Below are 16,663 nucleotides of genomic sequence, written 5' to 3' on the forward strand. Positions count from 1 at the left end.
CACATATTGTATAATGACTTTCGGTTTAGTACACTGTAATGTAGACAACACGAAGGAGGAAGTAATACTATGTGGCAACTTATTCTAGTTGGTGTTCTAGCATTATTAGCTGGGATAGCACTAGGATTTTTCATCGCTCGCAGATACATGATGAGCTATTTAAAGAAAAATCCGCCAATCAACGAGCAAATGCTTAAAATGATGATGATGCAAATGGGAATGAAACCGTCTCAAAAGAAAATCAATCAAATGCTGTCAGCGATGAACAAACAAATTAAATAAAGTTTGTGATGAAAACCCTTATAGGAAAGGGTTTTTCATTTACATAGAAGTGTTGGACATGACTGCCTCCTCTCAACGATTTGTAGAGCGAATCTTTCATTGATATACTTCTCATCGTTTATTCTATTTTTAACATCCAAGCCACGTTTTCGGTTGAAGCTTCAACCGAAAACGTGGCTTTTTAGTTAGTCATTCTAATTTTTTGCTATAATATGGATAATGATATTAGCACGGGAGGAAGGAATGAATGAGGCACACTAGGAATAGGTTTAGAAAATAGGGTTGTACGGTATTCATGCTATTGTCGCCGGAGGTGAGAGACGTGAGTGTGTTTAAGGATTTATGGTGGTTTTTTAAATTAGAAAAGAAAGCGTATGTCATAGGTGTCCTTTTATTACTGTTTGTTGCACTACTGGAGTTAATTCCACCGAAAGTGGTCGGTTTGGTTGTTGATGAAATACAAACGGGTACACTTTCTCCGTCACAATTATGGAAAATTTTGCTTCTGTTAGCGATCGCAGGAGTGCTTGTATATATAGCTCGTTATATTTGGCGGATTATGATTTTTGGTGCATCTGTCCGACTGGCACGAAAGTTGAGAAATGAACTGTTTGAGCAATTTACAAAAATGTCTCCGTCCTTTTATGAGCGTAAGCGTGTCGGAGACTTAATGGCACATGCTACAAATGATGTGCAGGCCGTTCAGCAAACAGCGGGTATGGGGGTGTTGACCCTTGTGGATTCTATCGTGACAGGTAGTTTCATCTTATTGGCGATGGCCACCACGATTAGTTGGAAGTTGACGCTCATCAGTTTGCTTCCGATGCCGCTGATGGCCTTTTCTACTAGTTATTATGGCAAGGTATTACACGAGCGCTTTCACAAGGCTCAAGAGGCTTTTTCAGCTTTAAATGACAAAGTGCAAGAGAGTGTAAGCGGAGTGAAGGTCATTAAAACGTTTGGAGAAGAAGGAGATGAAATAGCAGATTTTCATTCCCAATCTGAAGATGTTGCAGTAAAAAATATAGCGGTGGCAAAAATTGATTCATTATTTGAACCGACGATTTCACTGATTGTCGGATTTTCCTTTTTTCTGTCCCTTGTATTTGGCTCCAGAATGGTCATTTCCAATGAATTGACGCTAGGGGAGTTAATCGCTTTTACGACCTATCTAGGCCTTCTTATTTGGCCAATGCTGGCGTTTGGGTGGTTATTTAACATTGTGGAGAGGGGGCGAGCATCTTATGAACGCCTATCTTCTTTACTTTCTGAACAGCAGGAGATTATTGAGCAGGAACGTGGCCTTCGTACACCACCAAAAGGAGCGCTTTCGGTGATCGTTCACTCTTTTCACTATCATGACCATCAACGTGTGTTAACAAATATTTCGTTTCGTCTTGAAAAAGGTCACACACTTGGCATTATCGGAAAAACAGGAGCGGGGAAAACGACTTTGTTAAAACTGCTTTTACGGGAAGTGGGTGGTTATGAAGGAGAAATTCGTCTTGCTGGTCATTTAATTGAAGAATACTCCCTTCAAGCTCTTCGCTCATCTGTTAGCTATGTCCCACAGGATCATTTTTTATTTTCAGCAACGATTGCCGATAATATCGCGTTTGGGTTTCCAGAAGCATCGTACGAACAAATTCGACAAGCGGCTACAACGGCTCAAGTTCATGAAGACATTATGGAGTTTCCTGACCAATACGAAACAATGGTCGGTGAAAAAGGAGTGTCGTTGTCAGGTGGACAAAAACAGCGTATCTCCATTGCAAGGGCCCTATTATTAGATCCTGAAATCTTAATTTTAGATGATTCTTTATCGGCTGTAGATGCAAAAACAGAAGAAGCCATTTTAGAGGCATTGAGAGAAAAACGGCAAGGGAAAACGACGATTATTACGTCACATCGCCTTAGTGCCATTCAGCATGCAGATTTAATTATCGTGCTTGAAGAGGGGAACATTGTGCAAAGCGGCACCCATAAAGAATTGATGAGTGTAAAAGGCTGGTATCAAGAGATGTATGCTCGTCAACAGTTAGAAAACGAAGTAGAGCTCGGAGGATGAAACATGAAAGAGACCATTTCGAAGGAAGAACAGCGATATGTATTAAAGCGTCTTCTTCGGTTTGCTAAGCCGCACTGGCGCTCGTTTTTGTTTGCGTTTGCACTTCTATTGGCGGCAACGGCTGCTGATATTGCCGGCCCCATCTTAATTAAAATCTTTATTGATGATTACTTAATGCCAAAAAAACTAGATACCGAGCCTCTTATCATATTAGCGGTTATTTATTTAGGACTGAATGCACTAAAAGTGGTTATCCAATATTTTCAGCTTGTTAAATTCAATGAGATTGCGCTTCGTATTATTCAAACGATTCGAGTTGAGACGTTTGCGAAAGTGCAGCGCATGTCCATGAAATATTTTAATGAGACACCTGTAGGTAGCATTGTTTCGAAAGTGACAAACGATACGGAAGCGGTTAAAGAGATGTTTGTTGATGTGGCCGTTGCATTTGTCCAAAATTCCTTCTTTTTAATGGGGGTTTTGGTGGCCATGTTGTTTTTGAACGTGAAGCTTGCCTTGTTTTGTTTTATCTTACTCCCTGTTTTATACGGATTAATGAGAATGTATCGTCATTTTAGTACTATTTTTTATTATCAGTTGCGGGAAAAGCTCAGTGAATTGAATACAAAGTTGAATGAGTCCTTACAAGGAATGAATATTATCCAAGTATTTCGTCAGGAAAGGCGACTACGACGTGAATTTGCTCTTATTAATGAGCAACACTATGAGGCAGGCTTAAAAAACATTAAGTTGGATGGCTTGTTGCTTCGCCCCGCGGTCGATTTAATTTACGTTTTCACATTAATACTTGTGCTGGGCTTTTTCGGTCTTACATCGCAAACAAGTCCCGTTGAAATCGGCGTCCTTTATGCCTTTGTGAACTATTTAGATCGGTTTTTTGAGCCTGTGAATCAAATGATGATGCGTTTGTCTATTTATCAGCAAGCCATTGTTTCCGCATCTCGTGTTTTTACGCTGTTGGACGAAGAAGCACAAACACAAGAACAACAAACTAAGGAGTCGGCAAAGATTGAAAGGGGATCGATTGTGTTTCAGGATGTGACGTTTTCTTATGATGGGCAGCGAGATGTGCTCAAAAATATTTCGTTTGTGGTGAAGGAAGGAGAAACCGTTGCGTTTGTGGGACATACGGGCAGTGGGAAAAGTTCCATCATTAATTTGCTATTGCGCTTTTACCCGATTAAACAAGGGCATATTTTCATTGATGGACATTTACTTTCTGACATATCGAATGCAGAAATTAGACGTAAAGTCGGGCTTGTATTGCAAGATCCTTTCTTGTTTGCGCGAACCATTAAAGAAAACATTGTGCTGCATGACAACATATTTAGTCAAAAGGAGATTGAGGCATCCGCACGACTTGTGCAGGCCCATCCTTTTATTAGTTCGCTTCCTCATCATTATGAGGAACAAGTAGCAGAGAGAGGCGCTAATTTTTCAAGCGGTCAGCGACAATTGCTGTCATTTGCCCGAACCATTATTCGAAATCCGAAGATTTTAGTGCTTGATGAAGCCACCGCTCATATTGACTCTGAAACGGAAGAAGCGATTCAAACCGCGATGGAGCGAATGAGAAAAGGGAGAACGACGCTTGTGATAGCCCATCGTCTATCAACGATTCAAAATGCTGATGAAATTTTGGTGCTGCATAAAGGGGAAATTGCCGAAAGAGGAAATCACTATGAACTGTTAGAGAAACGAGGGCTGTATTATAAAATGTATGTGCTTCAAAATGGAGGGGGGAATTTATAGTGGAAGGCATCATGTTTGGTTTGAAAAAGAAAAAACACAGTCTCACATTTACGTGGAGGCTGTGTTTTTTCTTAAATATTGTTCATTATATAAGTTCAAAAGGGTATCTAACTCTTGGCTGTGGCGAATAGTTTGACTAGAACTAAATCCGCTTAGCTGAACAATTCGAATGAGTTCTTCTCTTTTCTTTTCAATTTGCTGTAAAATCTCATGTTTGGACACAGACTTGATTCCCTTCTTTACAGGCTAACTTTTTCCTAATTATACAAGATACTGGTACTTTTTTAAAGTGTTTTCGACCTCTCTCTTTTTAAAAAAATTGAAAGGAAATAGAAAAATTTCAAACATTGTTAACATTTTTTTGGAAAGATTGATTCGTTTCGTTTATAGATTTGGTAGAATAGAAAACGGAGTGTTGAAAAGGGGTGCAATTATGACAGATATTAATATATTTTTAGCATTTGGGGCAGGTTTTTTGTCTTTCATTTCTCCATGCTGCCTCCCGTTATATCCTGCGTTTCTCTCATACATAACAGGGGTGTCCGTCAGTGAAATTAAAGAGGAGAATGCGATGCTACAGCGAAAAAGCCTGTTGCATACACTCTTTTTTTTAGCGGGCTTTTCGTTAATTTTTATTGCAATTGGCTTTGCAACATCAACACTTGGAAAGTGGTTCATTGATTATCAAGATCTTTTACGGCAAATTGGGGCCATCTTTATTATCTTCTTTGGGCTAGTCGTTGTTGGTGTTTTTCAACCTGCTTTTTTAATGAAGGATAAAAAGCTCACATTTACAAACAAGCCTACGGGTTATATGGGTTCATCCATCATCGGGATGGCTTTTGCTGCGGGATGGACTCCGTGTACAGGCCCGATTTTAGTGTCTGTTATTGCGTTAGCAGCAAGCAATCCAGGATCGGGTATGTTATATATGATGGCTTATTCTCTTGGATTTTCCATTCCATTTTTTCTCATGTCTTTCTTTATCGGACGATTACATTGGATTAAAAAGCATAATGCTATAATTGTAAAGTCTGGCGGGTATTTAATGATTGCTATGGGAATTATTTTATACTTTGATTGGATGACTAAAATTATTGCGTATACAAGCAGTCTGTTTGGTGGATTTACTGGCTTTTAGTGGTGCGAGAATTGTAAAATAGTTTTTATTGAAAAAAAACCATTATACTGATAAAGTGGAAATAAATCATTGTGATAAAAGTCCTGCTTTAAATGGAAGAAATGGTATAAATGGAGTGCTCAATGTAAGGGTTGTTGTGAAATGGAGGAAAAAAATGGCAACTGTTGTTATTGTTGATGATGCCAAGTTTATGAGAAAAACATTGACAAGCATTTTGCAAAACGCGCATTATGAAGTAATTGGAGAAGCAGAGAACGGAGAAGAAGCCGTTGAACTGTATCGTTCATTAAGACCAGATTTAATGACAATGGATATTACTATGCCTCTAATGAGCGGCATTGAGGCAGTTAAAAAGATAAAAGAAGAGTTTCCAGATGCGAAAATTGTTATGTGCTCTGCAATTGGCCAGCAAAGAATTGTCGTCGAAGCTATTGAGGCGGGAGCGAAGGACTTCATTGTAAAACCTTTTGACGAAATTCGCGTTCTTGACGCTATACAAAGAGTATTAGGATAAGGAAAGAAAGCCTCTATTTTCTGCATTATATGGGAGTAAAGTGAAAAATCGTCATACATATCCTATTAAGGAGCGATGGCGATTTTTTTATTGGATGCTTTTGTCCTCTTATAGTAGAAATTGTGTTAAATACGCTGAAAAAGGAGAATATTTTTGATTGAAAAAGGTGGCGTCTGAAGAAGAGTCAATGTTAAAATGGGGTGCAATGGTTCACAATCTGATGGTTGAGGTGTCTTGATTGAAAGAAATTTTATTAATCCTATTACTGCAACTGATTTATGTTCCAATCTTAACGTTACGTACCATTTTTTTAGTCAAAGGGATGAGTCTGTACGCCTCTATTTTTGGTTTCTTAGAAGCACTTGTTTATGTGTTTGGATTATCGCTCGTTTTTTCAGGCGATCAAAGTACATTAGCTATGGTGGTCTATGCGGTAGGGTTTGGTTTTGGGATTATAATTGGAAGCTATGTTGAAAATCGTTTAGCAATTGGATATACGACATTGAGCGTCAATTTGATGCACAAGAATGATGAGCTCATTAACCATCTTCGTCAGGATGGGTTTGGAGTGACGGTCTTTCAAGGAGAGGGAAGGGATAGCGCACGCTATAAACTAGATATTTTAGCGAAGCGTAATCGCGAGCCGGAGCTTTGGGGAATTATCGAACAATATGAGCCGCGGGCGTTCATTATTTCTTATGAACCGAGGCGTTTTAAAGGCGGTTTTTTGCTGAACTCGCTCAAAAAAACAAAACCGAAACAAAAGCGTGATACGACATCATCTTAATCCATAATCACGAGTATTTTCTTTTTGAAATATTTCCACTATAATGGGAATGAATGTATTCTTTGCGCAAAGGAAGGATTAACGTGGTAGCTGTGTCATCCTTAGTGGCCGTATTTATGGCGCTAGCTGTTTTGGTTGTAAGAATGAAAGCCGCTTCGAAGCCGACAAGTGCGAAAAAAATTGTGCTACCGCCGATTTTTATGAGCACGGGAGCTCTCATGTTCGTGTTTCCTTTTTTTCGTGTTACGATGGCGGAGTTTCTAGAAGCATTATTGCTTGGAATGTTTTTTTCTATTTTTTTAATTAAGACATCCAAGTTTGAAGTGAGAGAAAATGAGATTTATTTGAAGCGCTCGAAAGCTTTCGCTTTTATTTTGATAGGATTGCTCATTATTCGAATTATGTTAAAGACATATTTAAGCGCGTCCATTGATGTTGGAGAATTGAGCGGAATGTTTTGGATTTTAGCATTCGGAATGATTGTCCCGTGGCGCATTGCGATGTATATCAATTATAAAAAGCTGCATCGCGACATAAAAAATGACCCGATTCACCCAATGATTTAAAAAAGCGGTTTCACCAAATCTTATTTGGTGAAACCGCTTTTTTAATCAAATAAATGCTTGTAAGGAGATACGTCAATTTGCTTTTCATGTAAGGTTTTAAGTAAAAATTTATGATCTCGTTTCGGTGTGGCGATAATATATCCTCTCACAATTAAATCTTGTGTAATAGAGGAGGCTTTTTCTTGTAAAGCTAGTTCGCCGATTTTACCAGCAATCTTTTGTTTGGCGACATCTCGAAAAAGCTCAGGAACCGGTTTGACGAGTTCTTCCAAGAGTGCTTTTTCTGATGGTCCCCATAAATGCACCGTTTTTTTCAAATAATGGTCTTGCCAATCAAGTTCTGACATTCCATCTTGTTTAGGAAGTCTTTTTAAAAATTTCCGGAACATAAAGAAGCCGCCAATCGCGAACATGGAAACTAAAAAAACAACCCAAAATAAAATAAACCATAAAAACCAGCCGTCAAGCATCTTTTCACCTCTGTATAGGATGTTTCATCGTATCTCTTATTCTACTTTTATTCTACACAAACGCACTTGTAAATAAAAGAGAAAATGAAGTGATGGACGTTTATTGCTTGTTCCGTTGGGTACTGTACATACAAATATTTAATCAAAGAAGGAGTTATGAAAATGAAAAACAAACAGTATCCGACTAATTTACCGGCACAAGAACAAACAACTCAACCAGGAATCGAACGTGAAATGAGACCACTGCCTCAAGAAAATAACGAGCATTATAAAGGAAGTGGTAAACTTCAAGGGCAAACAGCTATCATTACGGGAGGAGACAGCGGAATCGGTCGGGCAGTTGCCATTGCTTATGCAAAAGAAGGAGCGAATATAGCGATTGTCTATTTGAATGAAAAGCAGGATGCCGAGAACACAAAGCGTTTTATTGAAGAAGAAGGGGTTAACTGTCTTTTGCTAGAAGGAGATTTAGGAGAAGAATCTTTTTGCCGCCATGTGGTTGAGAGAACGATAGAAGAGTTTGGAGGACTTGATATTTTAGTCAATAATGCCGCGGAACAGCACCCGAAAAACAGCATTGCAGATATTAGTTCTGAACAGTTGGAACAAACATTTCGGACGAATATTTTTTCGATGTTTTATTTAACAAAAGCTGCTTTGCCACATCTAAAAGAAGGAAGCGCCATTATTAATACAACTTCCGTTACCGCCTATGCCGGTCATCCGACATTGCTGGATTATTCGGCAACAAAAGGAGCTATCACGTCGTTTACACGATCGCTTTCCCTTCAACTCTCTGAAAAAGGAATTCGAGTAAATGGTGTAGCACCAGGCCCCATTTGGACACCACTAATCCCTTCGACTTTTACAGCAGAAGAAGTGAGTGGATTTGGTCAAGACACTCCGATGCAGCGTCCAGGCCAACCTGAAGAGTTAGCACCTGCTTATGTTTATTTAGCATCTTCAGCCGATTCGTCATACATGTCAGGACAAATCCTTCATATTAATGGGGGGAAAGTGGTTAATGGATAAAAGTTTCTTCTATAAAAATCTCTGTTTTCCTTCTTTGATTCAATCTATGGTACAATCAATTGAATCGTAAACAATAACGGAGGTTTAACATGTTTTCATATGTCGCTATTTTTGGTTTTTTAGGCTTTCTCGTCTATGCGAGCAGCTTTGTATATGCACTGTTGCAAGGAACGGATGAGCGAAAGAAAATGGGGATGCGCATGGCTGTGACATTCATCATTATGCTTGTAGGTATTGTTGGTTTGCAACTTACGTCTTAAAACTCGGTGATTGCCGAGTTTTCTTTTTTAGAGAGGAAATGATAGAAATCCCTTTGACAAACCGTATTATTTTTCATATAGTAGAAGTTCAAGGGGAACGTATGTGTGTGTTGGTAATTTTTCTTTCGTCGGATTGGACGGTTGAAATGGGGTTATTGATAGAAAGGAAGAGATGAAGTGAGATATCATACGCATGTAGCGACATCCATCGCGGGTGGTGCTGCAGTAGCTTCTGCAACGGATGTGCCATTTACCGTAGCGTATGTTCTTGGCATTGCATTAGGGAGCTTGATTCCAGACATTGATGAACCGAACTCATACATAGGAAGACGGACATTTGGATTATCTAAGCTTATTAAGCAAGCGCTTGGACATCGAGGATTTACCCATTCTTTACTGGCATGGATTGGTTTTTCTTTTTTATACAAGGTGTATCCAAATTTATTCGTTTTAGGAATGTGCACGGGCTATTTGTTTCATATCGTAGGCGATTTTTTCTCGCGCAAAGGCGTTCCTTTATTTTCACCGTTTTCCAAAAAGCGCTTTAAATCTCCACTTACATATGAAACAGGTGGATTTGCAGAAACCCTTATTTTTTATGCAGCTATTGTGGCCAGTGTTTATTTAGTTTATACAAAAGAATTGTTTTAAAGAGGACCCGTCAGTTTATCCAGTGAAAGGAAGGATGAATGGACGGGTCTTTTTTGGAAATTAATGTGGAAATGAAACAAATGTTGTCATTGTCCAGTTTTATAAGTAAACGAAAGACTGGAGAGATATTAATGGAGGTTACGTTTGTTCGCCATGGCCCATCATATTGGGAAAGTCATGCTCCGTGCAGCGCGCAACAGTTTCGAACGTGGATGGAAAACTATAATGACAGAGGCATCTTTCAAGAATCGGTCGTACCGCTTGATACGGTCAGGAAATGTCAAGAAGCGTCTCTTATTATTACAAGTCCGCTTTTGCGAGCGGTGGAATCAACACATGTTTTGATGGCAGGGATGGACAAACAACTGGTTAAGTCCAATATGTTTCGGGAAGCAGAACTGCCGGTTATGGATCGAATCCCTTCGTTTATCCGGATGAAACCGCAGAAATGGGCTGTTTTATTCCGCTCGATTTGGGTTGTAGGATATGGGGGAGGGAATGAGACGTTTCGTCAAGCACGAAGGAGAGCTGAAAAAGCAAGAGATACGTTGATGGAGTATGCAAGAATTCATGGCAAGGTAGTGGTCATCGGTCACGGCATTTTTAATATGATGGTGGCAAAGGAGCTAATAAAAAAAGGCTGGGCAGGGAAATATCCACCGAGCCGTCACCACTTTTGCTGTACCACGTACGTGCAGCATGAAGAACTTCATCCTTCGCTACTAAATGGAAATGGACAGTAAAAAATTGCTTCTGTCCATGACTAATTAGTTGTGAAGAATTCAATTAGTCATGGAGTGGATGCATGGTTTAATGTGGAATCGATTTAATATTGTCATAACGTTGCAACGCGCGCGCTCGGGCTGCCCGGTGATCAACAATTGGATGAGGGTAGGTAATGCCGAGCGTAACACCGGCTGCTGCTAATACATGCTGTGGTGCTTCCTGTGGTTTATGGATATAGTTGTCTGGAAGGTGCTGCAATTCGGGTACCCACTTTCGGATATACTCGCCATCACCATCAAATTTCTCTCCTTGGGAGGTCGGATTAAAAATGCGAAAATAGGGGGCGGCATCTGCTCCGCTCCCGGCGACCCACTGCCATCCGAGTGTATTATTGCCTAAATCTGCGTCGACGAGTGTATCCCAAAACCAGGCGGCTCCTTTTTGCCACGGCACTAGTAAATGTTTGACTAAAAAAGAGGCAGTGACCATACGCACACGGTTGTGCATAAAGCCGGTTGCCCATAATTCCCTCATTCCCGCATCCACGAGCGGGTAGCCTGTCATTCCTTTTGTCCAAGCTGTAAAAGCAGCAGGATTTTCCTCCCATTCAAAGTGGCAAAATTTCTCGTATAAAGGTGCAGACACTGTATGTGGGAAATGGTATAAAAGATGCCATGCAAACTCTCGCCATACAAGCTGACGAATAAACGCCTCTGCTTGCTCGCCTGCTTCTTCTTTTTGAATAAGGTAATGAAAAAGGTAGCGCGGGGAAATTTGTCCAAACGCGAAATAAGGAGAAAGTCGCGAGTGAGCAGTGAGTGCTGGAAAATCTCTTTTCTCTTTGTAGTCGGACAGCCCAGTTCGAACAAATAACTTGAATAACTTCCATGCCCCTCGTTCTGATACATCCCACATTTTTTCCATCGTGTTTGTCCAATTAATGGTCGGCAATAGATTCAATTCATAGACGGATTCACTTTGCAAAGTGTGATTAATCCCTTGAATTTGGGTAAGTCTTTTATAGGGAAAAGGAATGCGTTCCTTTTGAAAAGCTTTATAAAAAGCGGTAAACACTTTATATGGTTCATTTTTCGCTCGTGTAATGCTCCACGGTGGAAGCATTAAGTGTCCTTCGAATGTTTCGAGCTCCACACCTAATCTCTGTAAGTGTTCGAAAAGGTGATGATCTCTTTCCATTACTTCAGGCTCATAGCGCCGATGAACGTAGAGTGAGTTCGCTCCTGTTTCTTCCAAAAGAGAAAGAAGCACCTCTTTTGTTTTCCCTTTTCGAACAATGAGGGCACAGTCTAGTTTTTGAAGGGATTGCTGCAAGTCTAATAACGCATAGTGAAGCCACCACTGACTAGCACCACCTAGAGCTAGTTCGCCATCGTACGCTGGATCGTGTATATAAACAGGAAGCACCTCCCCGTGCTTTGCTGCTTCATAAAGAGCTGGATGATCGATCGTTCGTAAATCTCGGCGAAACCAAACAATGATTTTTCTCTTCATATTTTCATCCTTTCTTTCCTTTATCCTGTATTAAGAGACAGTAGACCTCCACTTCAAAACTTGGAATGATCGGGGGCGGGGATGAAGGAAACAACCTACCGATGGAAGGTTTCTTTATTAAGTGTAAAAATAGAGAGTGTGTATCGCAATTTTGAATGTGCTGTCAGTTCTTATATGGGTAGAGGCCTAATTTACCCGGGACGAATTCCTATTTTTATCCATGTAGAATAGTGTATTCTGTATCGACAAACGGGAGGAGTCAACATAATGAGAAATGGTTATTATGGTTATATGAATCCATATTACGGTCAGCATTCATGTGGATGCTGTATGCCTTATTACGGAGGACAGTACGTAACGCCAATGCCTTACATGAATATGCCGCAAATGATGCCAGCCGGGCAAGAAGCGTATGGATATGCTCCAGCTATGCCAATGGGGGAGTATAATATGATGCCTCAACCATCCATGATGCAAGGGCAACTTGGGATGATGCCAGATGAGATGGTGGATGATGACATGATGAGTGAAATGGAAATGATGATGGACGGATTACCAACACCTGGGCAAGGAATGGCAGCTCCAAATAACATGATGTCGAACGAACAAATGAATATGATAAACGGGCGACCGATGTTTTAAGTTTTTTGTCTGGAAAGGTCCCGTTTTTGAATTCTTGATGTCACGAGATATTCATAACGGGGCTGTTTCTCTTTTGTTCAAAAATGGGACAGGGCCTGCATATAATAGAGAGACTTGCATTGGTTCTTCCAGTTTTGTAAAATGAGAAAATCAATGATGGACATGTTGCGGAAGGAGAAAAGAATGAAAAAATGGTTATTATGGCTGACAGTGCTTGGAATTATTCAGTTTTCAAACACTCCTCACTTGACTGTATCTGATCCTTCAACGTGGATTAATAAGCCTCAGTATGAAGAGAATGTAACACTGGCCTTTTTGTTGGATACAGAAAGTGTCTTTTATTTTCCATGGGTCAATGTTTTGCAAACAGAATTTCTTCTTCATAAGTTAGGACATGTCATCTTTTTTTCACTTCTGACTTACTTAATTTTCATCAATATGAAAGAAACGAAAATGCGCTATGTCAATACATGGATATGGACGACCTTTTTCGCTTTTACAGATGAAGTTCATCAGTTTTTTGTCGTCGGAAGAAGCGGAAGGTTTGTAGATATGCTCCTTGATTCAGCTGTTAGCTTGATTTGTTTGATTGGTTTATTACTATTCTTTTCATTAAATAAAAGGAAAAAGGTATCTGAGCCGGTCTCTCTCCAAACATTTTTGAGAAAAGGTTGAAACAGATATTTTGAGAATGAAAAAAGAAATCATTATAATAAGATGGGAAATGCGATAGATGGAGGGAAAAACATGAACCAAATTAAAGAAGAACAACAATACCGTGAACAAATCAGCCAAGATAAACTGTCAGTCGGTATTTTTACGACAACGTGGTGTCCAGATTGTAAACGTCTAGATATGTTCATTGATGAGATTGTCGCTGAACATAAAGATAAGCAATGGTTTAAAATTGATCGCGATGAGTTCCCTGAAATTGCTGAAGAGCAAACCGTTATGGGTATCCCATCTTTATTAGTTTTCAAAAACGGCGAGAAATTAGCTCACTTACATAGTGCTAATGCGAAAACGCCGGATGCGGTAAGAGAATTTTTAGAGCAATTATAAGCGAAATAAGAACCACCTTCCTCGACAAAGTTGAGGGAGGTGGTTCTTATTTTGCCTTGAGCTCTGTTAAAAAGGAGGAACCATGTGTATTCTGTTAGAAAGTATAATTGAAGATTAAAAATTGCAATCTGTATTCGATACGCTATACTAATATCGTGAAATTTGAATAGTTTAGTGATAGGAACGGGAACATGAATGACATTGTCATTCGATGGAAAGGAGAAAAACATGAACATCTATACAAAAACAGGGGATAAAGGCAAAACGAGTTTAATCGGGGGGCGTGTTGATAAAGACGACCTTCGAGTTGAAGCGTATGGAACAATTGATGAATTGAATAGCTTTGTCGGTCAAGCTATTCATCAGCTTGAAGGGGAAGTGTTTGCTTCTTTACAGGAAGAACTGGTCAATATTCAGCATGAATTGTTTGATTGCGGAAGTGACCTTGCTTTTGCCAAGCAGGATCATCCATATAAAGTGAACACGGCGATGATTACACGGCTTGAAAAGAAGATTGATGCTTACATGAACGAGGCACCTCCAATTGAGCGTTTCATCTTACCTGGCGGGACACCGGCAGCAGCAACCCTTCATATTTGCCGCACGATTGCCCGCCGTGCCGAGCGTCTTGTCGTTACCGTACAAAAAACGCATCCCATCAATGAAGCAGTGATGCAATATTTAAATCGTTTGTCCGATTACTTCTTCGCTGCTGCTAGAGTGGCAAATGCACGGGCAAATGTGAAGGATGTGGAATACGTGCGAAGCGCAAAGGTATTTCGTAGTACAACGAAAACGGAAGACAAAGAGTCATAATGAACCGTTTCTTCTGGCCGAATCTTTTAGAGATTCGGCCTTTTACAGTTGCTCCAAGATCGCGTGTAAATCTTGTTTCAGCAGTCCAACTTCCTCTTTTGTTAAAAAAATTGGCCAGCCGTCGTTAATGGTTACCATCATTCCTTCATTTGGATTTTGCTGCTCAATACGATGATAAAGAGAGGTAGCCTTTTCTTTCGACAAACTTGATTTGGTTGGAACATGTTTCACCTCGGTAATTAAAAACGTATCGCTTTCCTCATTTATATTTCCGTATAGAATAGACCCTTGCATAATTGTTCTCCTTTCCATTTACAGTGTTCCTTATTAGCTTTCCGATTTTTGTCAAAATTATATTTCGTTATTCGAAAGAAAATCGTTGTAAAAACAAAGAGTGACCGACTATAATCATAGTTAGTGCAAGTTCGAAGTCAAAGGAGAGGGAATCCATTGCAGCAAAATCAAAACACAGGCATCTTGTATGCAGGCGGCGCTTACTTAATGTGGGGGTTTCTGCCGCTTTATTGGAAGCTGCTTGATGACATCCCATCAGCGGAAATTTTAGCCCATCGCGTATTTTGGTCATTTATTTTTATGGTCATGTTATTAAGTATTGGTCGACGCGGAAAAGAAGCGATCCGCGTGCTCCGTACATTTGTACGGTCGCCAAAATCTTTTTTCTCGCTAGTTGCGGCTTCTTTGTTTATTAGTCTCAACTGGTTCATCTACATATGGGCAGTCAATAACGGACATGTTATCGAGGCAAGTCTTGGGTATTATATCAATCCGTTAGTGAGCATTTTGCTTGGGATTGCAGTGTTGAAAGAAAAGTTGAATTCATGGCAAGTGATTGCGGTCATTTTGGCGGCGTCAGGCGTTCTGTTTCTCACCTTTCAATATGGTCAGTTTCCAGCGGTGTCGCTTACGCTTGCAATTAGCTTCGGTTTATACGGATTAGTGAAAAAGATGATTCCGATGGATCCGACAATTGGTTTGACATTTGAGACTTTTATGGTGACACCGTTGGCATTCGCGTACCTGATCTTTTTATTTATGAAAGGGGAAGCGAGCTTTGGAGCCGTTTCGGCAACGAACCATCTTTTATTAGTTGGGGCCGGAATCGCGACGGCGTTGCCATTATTATATTTCGCAAAAGGTGCTAAACTCATTCCGTTATATATGGTTGGATTTTTGCAATACATTGCACCGACCATCACACTTATTATCGGTATCTTTGTTTTTCGTGAGCATTTTTCAAAAATTCATATGGTTGCTTTTTCCTTCATCTGGACAGGGTCCATTATTTTTTCGCTTTCCAAAACGAAATTTATGGTTAATCACCAGCCGAAATTCAAAAAAAGCCGCTCAATCGGCGCGTAATTATCGCTGCCAAAAAAAGACGGAATTAAACGCACTAGCACTAGTCGTTTAACTCCGTCTTTTCTTTTTGGTTTTCATCAAGAGACATGCCTTTCCATTTGGCTACTTTTTGCTTAATTTGTTTGTCGAGCTTCCGCATATCATGTTTTCCAACCGTTACGGCATAGAGGACAAATAAAAGGGAAGTAGCTTGAAATAGACTGAAGGATTTTGTTTGCGTGTAATCAAGAACTCCTAATAGCAACAGCCAGCCATCACTAATTAGCAATAAAATAATAAAAAGAAAGCTTAAACGCTCCCAGCCAAACCAATATTTTAAAAGTAAAAAGCAAGCGATAAATACAGAAAAGAACACCTCACCTAATATTAAAAACAACCATTTGTACTGCAAAACAACGGCTGTCATTTTTATTCCCCCTCCATGTTATGTACCTCTCTCTTATTCTAGCATGATTATCGTTTCCTCAACTTTTCTCATCAAATTTTAATAAAGCTCACAGAGAAATTTAACATGTTTGTTTTATAATCTTTTTATCAGCCAGTAAGAGAAAGGGCATATCCTTAAAATTGGGATAGGGTGAAGAACATGCTATGTGTGCCGTTCGCATACATTCCATCAATAGACGATGCGAATGGTTCTAGCTTTCCTACGCTGTTAGTAAACGGCGTTAAATCCAGGTCATGGACGGATATAGGGTAATGTCCGTTCTGATTCGTTTGTGAAACATAGCGGTTTTCAGCGTCACTTCTGAAACTAACGGATGCTTAAGGAGAAAACGGAGAATGTTTCAAACCGCCATCAATGTTTTATCACTAGGGAGGAATTTATGATGATGTGGCTTCGCTTTGTACCACTTGTGTTTTTCTCGATGACCGCTTTATCGTTGGTCGTTTTCCAATCCATCGAGATTGTGCAGGCGTTTATCGATATGTTCTTTCACAGAGAATCCTGATTAATTAACAATCGGCAGAAGATGAAAG

At 39.9% G+C, this 16,663-nt stretch carries 22 protein-coding genes; 17 read left to right on the top strand and 5 right to left on the bottom strand.

The window, feature by feature from the left end:
• The first annotated feature begins 69 nt into the window (after nt 1-69).
• From ACXAEO_RS05860 to ACXAEO_RS05870, 3 genes are all read left to right on the top strand, one after another.
• Entirely contained in the window at nt 70-282 is a 213-nt protein-coding gene (locus tag ACXAEO_RS05860; protein ID WP_474879071.1) for a YneF family protein, read from the top strand.
• 322 nt (nt 283-604) lie between these two features.
• Nucleotides 605-2,350 (top strand): ABC transporter transmembrane domain-containing protein, encoded by a 1,746-nt coding sequence (locus ACXAEO_RS05865; RefSeq protein ID WP_474879072.1) that lies wholly within the window; start codon nt 605-607, stop codon nt 2,348-2,350.
• A 3-nt stretch (nt 2,351-2,353) separates the two neighbouring features.
• Nucleotides 2,354-4,123 carry an ABC transporter ATP-binding protein gene (locus ACXAEO_RS05870; RefSeq protein ID WP_474879073.1) on the top strand — a complete coding sequence of 590 codons (1,770 nt, stop codon included), beginning with the start codon at nt 2,354-2,356 and terminating at the stop codon, nt 4,121-4,123.
• 48 nt (nt 4,124-4,171) lie between these two features.
• On the opposite strand, the gene ACXAEO_RS05875 is transcribed toward ACXAEO_RS05870, so the two are convergent.
• Nucleotides 4,172-4,345: an aspartyl-phosphate phosphatase Spo0E family protein gene (locus ACXAEO_RS05875; protein ID WP_474879075.1), complete on the bottom strand. Its 174-nt coding sequence runs from the start codon at nt 4,343-4,345 to the stop codon at nt 4,172-4,174.
• A 211-nt stretch (nt 4,346-4,556) separates the two neighbouring features.
• On the opposite strand from ACXAEO_RS05875, the gene ACXAEO_RS05880 reads away from it, so the two are divergent.
• The 4 genes from ACXAEO_RS05880 to ACXAEO_RS05895 all read left to right on the top strand — a co-directional run bounded on the left by ACXAEO_RS05880 (nt 4,557) and on the right by ACXAEO_RS05895 (nt 7,131).
• Nucleotides 4,557-5,264: a cytochrome c biogenesis CcdA family protein gene (locus ACXAEO_RS05880; RefSeq protein WP_474879077.1), complete on the top strand. Its 708-nt coding sequence runs from the start codon at nt 4,557-4,559 to the stop codon at nt 5,262-5,264.
• Between the two features lie 154 nt (nt 5,265-5,418).
• Nucleotides 5,419-5,778, top strand: a complete 360-nt coding sequence (locus ACXAEO_RS05885) for a response regulator (RefSeq protein ID WP_474879079.1) — start codon at nt 5,419-5,421, stop codon at nt 5,776-5,778.
• 238 nt (nt 5,779-6,016) lie between these two features.
• Nucleotides 6,017-6,565 (top strand): DUF2179 domain-containing protein, encoded by a 549-nt coding sequence (locus tag ACXAEO_RS05890; protein ID WP_474879081.1) that lies wholly within the window; start codon nt 6,017-6,019, stop codon nt 6,563-6,565.
• Between the two features lie 83 nt (nt 6,566-6,648).
• Nucleotides 6,649-7,131, top strand: a complete 483-nt coding sequence (locus ACXAEO_RS05895) for a CcdC family protein (protein ID WP_474879083.1) — start codon at nt 6,649-6,651, stop codon at nt 7,129-7,131.
• A 41-nt stretch (nt 7,132-7,172) separates the two neighbouring features.
• Here ACXAEO_RS05895 and ACXAEO_RS05900 read toward each other — a convergent pair whose 3' ends face one another.
• Nucleotides 7,173-7,601, bottom strand: coding sequence for a DUF2621 domain-containing protein (locus ACXAEO_RS05900; RefSeq protein ID WP_474879085.1), 429 nt, complete (start codon nt 7,599-7,601; stop codon nt 7,173-7,175).
• A gap of 156 nt (nt 7,602-7,757) precedes the next feature.
• Between ACXAEO_RS05900 and ACXAEO_RS05905 the strand changes: the two genes are divergently transcribed.
• The 4 genes from ACXAEO_RS05905 to ACXAEO_RS05920 all read left to right on the top strand — a co-directional run bounded on the left by ACXAEO_RS05905 (nt 7,758) and on the right by ACXAEO_RS05920 (nt 10,287).
• On the top strand, nt 7,758-8,633 hold the full coding sequence (locus ACXAEO_RS05905) for an SDR family oxidoreductase (RefSeq protein WP_474879087.1): 876 nt from the start codon (nt 7,758-7,760) through the stop codon (nt 8,631-8,633).
• Nucleotides 8,634-8,722: 89 nt separating this feature from the next.
• Complete coding sequence (locus ACXAEO_RS05910; RefSeq protein ID WP_474879089.1) at nt 8,723-8,893, top strand: hypothetical protein; 171 nt, start codon at nt 8,723-8,725, stop codon at nt 8,891-8,893.
• Nucleotides 8,894-9,070: 177 nt separating this feature from the next.
• Nucleotides 9,071-9,544, top strand: coding sequence for a metal-dependent hydrolase (locus ACXAEO_RS05915; RefSeq protein ID WP_474879091.1), 474 nt, complete (start codon nt 9,071-9,073; stop codon nt 9,542-9,544).
• Nucleotides 9,545-9,582: 38 nt separating this feature from the next.
• On the top strand, nt 9,583-10,287 hold the full coding sequence (locus ACXAEO_RS05920) for a histidine phosphatase family protein (protein WP_474879093.1): 705 nt from the start codon (nt 9,583-9,585) through the stop codon (nt 10,285-10,287).
• A 67-nt stretch (nt 10,288-10,354) separates the two neighbouring features.
• Here the strand turns inward: ACXAEO_RS05920 and ACXAEO_RS05925 are convergent, their stop codons facing one another.
• Entirely contained in the window at nt 10,355-11,782 is a 1,428-nt protein-coding gene (locus tag ACXAEO_RS05925) for a cryptochrome/photolyase family protein (RefSeq protein ID WP_474879095.1), read from the bottom strand.
• A gap of 267 nt (nt 11,783-12,049) precedes the next feature.
• Between ACXAEO_RS05925 and ACXAEO_RS05930 the strand changes: the two genes are divergently transcribed.
• From ACXAEO_RS05930 to ACXAEO_RS05945, 4 genes are all read left to right on the top strand, one after another.
• Nucleotides 12,050-12,424, top strand: coding sequence for a hypothetical protein (locus tag ACXAEO_RS05930; protein WP_474879097.1), 375 nt, complete (start codon nt 12,050-12,052; stop codon nt 12,422-12,424).
• A gap of 183 nt (nt 12,425-12,607) precedes the next feature.
• A complete protein-coding gene (locus ACXAEO_RS05935; RefSeq protein WP_474879100.1) occupies nt 12,608-13,099 on the top strand; it encodes a VanZ family protein in 492 nt (163 codons plus the stop codon).
• A gap of 72 nt (nt 13,100-13,171) precedes the next feature.
• Nucleotides 13,172-13,486: a thioredoxin family protein gene (locus ACXAEO_RS05940; protein ID WP_474879102.1), complete on the top strand. Its 315-nt coding sequence runs from the start codon at nt 13,172-13,174 to the stop codon at nt 13,484-13,486.
• A gap of 228 nt (nt 13,487-13,714) precedes the next feature.
• Nucleotides 13,715-14,302, top strand: a complete 588-nt coding sequence (locus ACXAEO_RS05945; protein WP_474879104.1) for a cob(I)yrinic acid a,c-diamide adenosyltransferase — start codon at nt 13,715-13,717, stop codon at nt 14,300-14,302.
• A 42-nt stretch (nt 14,303-14,344) separates the two neighbouring features.
• On the opposite strand, the gene ACXAEO_RS05950 is transcribed toward ACXAEO_RS05945, so the two are convergent.
• On the bottom strand, nt 14,345-14,596 hold the full coding sequence (locus ACXAEO_RS05950; RefSeq protein WP_474879106.1) for a hypothetical protein: 252 nt from the start codon (nt 14,594-14,596) through the stop codon (nt 14,345-14,347).
• Between the two features lie 156 nt (nt 14,597-14,752).
• Here ACXAEO_RS05950 and rarD point away from each other — a divergent pair, with 156 nt between their 5' ends.
• A complete protein-coding gene (gene rarD / locus ACXAEO_RS05955) occupies nt 14,753-15,682 on the top strand; it encodes an EamA family transporter RarD (protein WP_474879108.1) in 930 nt (309 codons plus the stop codon).
• Between the two features lie 40 nt (nt 15,683-15,722).
• Here the strand turns inward: rarD and ACXAEO_RS05960 are convergent, their stop codons facing one another.
• On the bottom strand, nt 15,723-16,088 hold the full coding sequence (locus tag ACXAEO_RS05960; protein WP_474879111.1) for a hypothetical protein: 366 nt from the start codon (nt 16,086-16,088) through the stop codon (nt 15,723-15,725).
• A gap of 421 nt (nt 16,089-16,509) precedes the next feature.
• Between ACXAEO_RS05960 and ACXAEO_RS05965 the strand changes: the two genes are divergently transcribed.
• On the top strand, nt 16,510-16,635 hold the full coding sequence (locus ACXAEO_RS05965) for a hypothetical protein (RefSeq protein ID WP_474879113.1): 126 nt from the start codon (nt 16,510-16,512) through the stop codon (nt 16,633-16,635).
• Nucleotides 16,636-16,663 lie beyond the last annotated feature (28 nt).

It is taken from the genome of Bacillus sp. ABA4_010, assembly GCF_056159105.1.

Excerpts from the sequence above, each read along its gene's own strand:
- ACXAEO_RS05860 (WP_474879071.1), top strand. The coding sequence starts at position 70 with ATGTGGCAACTTATTCTAGTTGGTGTTCTAGCATTATTAGCTGGGATA.
- ACXAEO_RS05870 (WP_474879073.1), top strand. The coding sequence starts at position 2,354 with ATGAAAGAGACCATTTCGAAGGAAGAACAGCGATATGTATTAAAGCGT.
- ACXAEO_RS05880 (WP_474879077.1), top strand. The coding sequence starts at position 4,557 with ATGACAGATATTAATATATTTTTAGCATTTGGGGCAGGTTTTTTGTCT.
- ACXAEO_RS05885 (WP_474879079.1), top strand. The coding sequence starts at position 5,419 with ATGGCAACTGTTGTTATTGTTGATGATGCCAAGTTTATGAGAAAAACA.
- ACXAEO_RS05900 (WP_474879085.1), bottom strand. The coding sequence starts at position 7,601 with ATGCTTGACGGCTGGTTTTTATGGTTTATTTTATTTTGGGTTGTTTTT.
- ACXAEO_RS05905 (WP_474879087.1), top strand. The coding sequence starts at position 7,758 with ATGAAAATGAAAAACAAACAGTATCCGACTAATTTACCGGCACAAGAA.
- ACXAEO_RS05910 (WP_474879089.1), top strand. The coding sequence starts at position 8,723 with ATGTTTTCATATGTCGCTATTTTTGGTTTTTTAGGCTTTCTCGTCTAT.
- ACXAEO_RS05920 (WP_474879093.1), top strand. The coding sequence starts at position 9,583 with ATGGACGGGTCTTTTTTGGAAATTAATGTGGAAATGAAACAAATGTTG.
- ACXAEO_RS05925 (WP_474879095.1), bottom strand. The coding sequence starts at position 11,782 with ATGAAGAGAAAAATCATTGTTTGGTTTCGCCGAGATTTACGAACGATC.
- ACXAEO_RS05930 (WP_474879097.1), top strand. The coding sequence starts at position 12,050 with ATGAGAAATGGTTATTATGGTTATATGAATCCATATTACGGTCAGCAT.
- ACXAEO_RS05935 (WP_474879100.1), top strand. The coding sequence starts at position 12,608 with ATGAAAAAATGGTTATTATGGCTGACAGTGCTTGGAATTATTCAGTTT.
- ACXAEO_RS05940 (WP_474879102.1), top strand. The coding sequence starts at position 13,172 with ATGAACCAAATTAAAGAAGAACAACAATACCGTGAACAAATCAGCCAA.
- ACXAEO_RS05945 (WP_474879104.1), top strand. The coding sequence starts at position 13,715 with ATGAACATCTATACAAAAACAGGGGATAAAGGCAAAACGAGTTTAATC.
- ACXAEO_RS05950 (WP_474879106.1), bottom strand. The coding sequence starts at position 14,596 with ATGCAAGGGTCTATTCTATACGGAAATATAAATGAGGAAAGCGATACG.
- ACXAEO_RS05960 (WP_474879111.1), bottom strand. The coding sequence starts at position 16,088 with ATGACAGCCGTTGTTTTGCAGTACAAATGGTTGTTTTTAATATTAGGT.
- ACXAEO_RS05965 (WP_474879113.1), top strand. The coding sequence starts at position 16,510 with ATGATGATGTGGCTTCGCTTTGTACCACTTGTGTTTTTCTCGATGACC.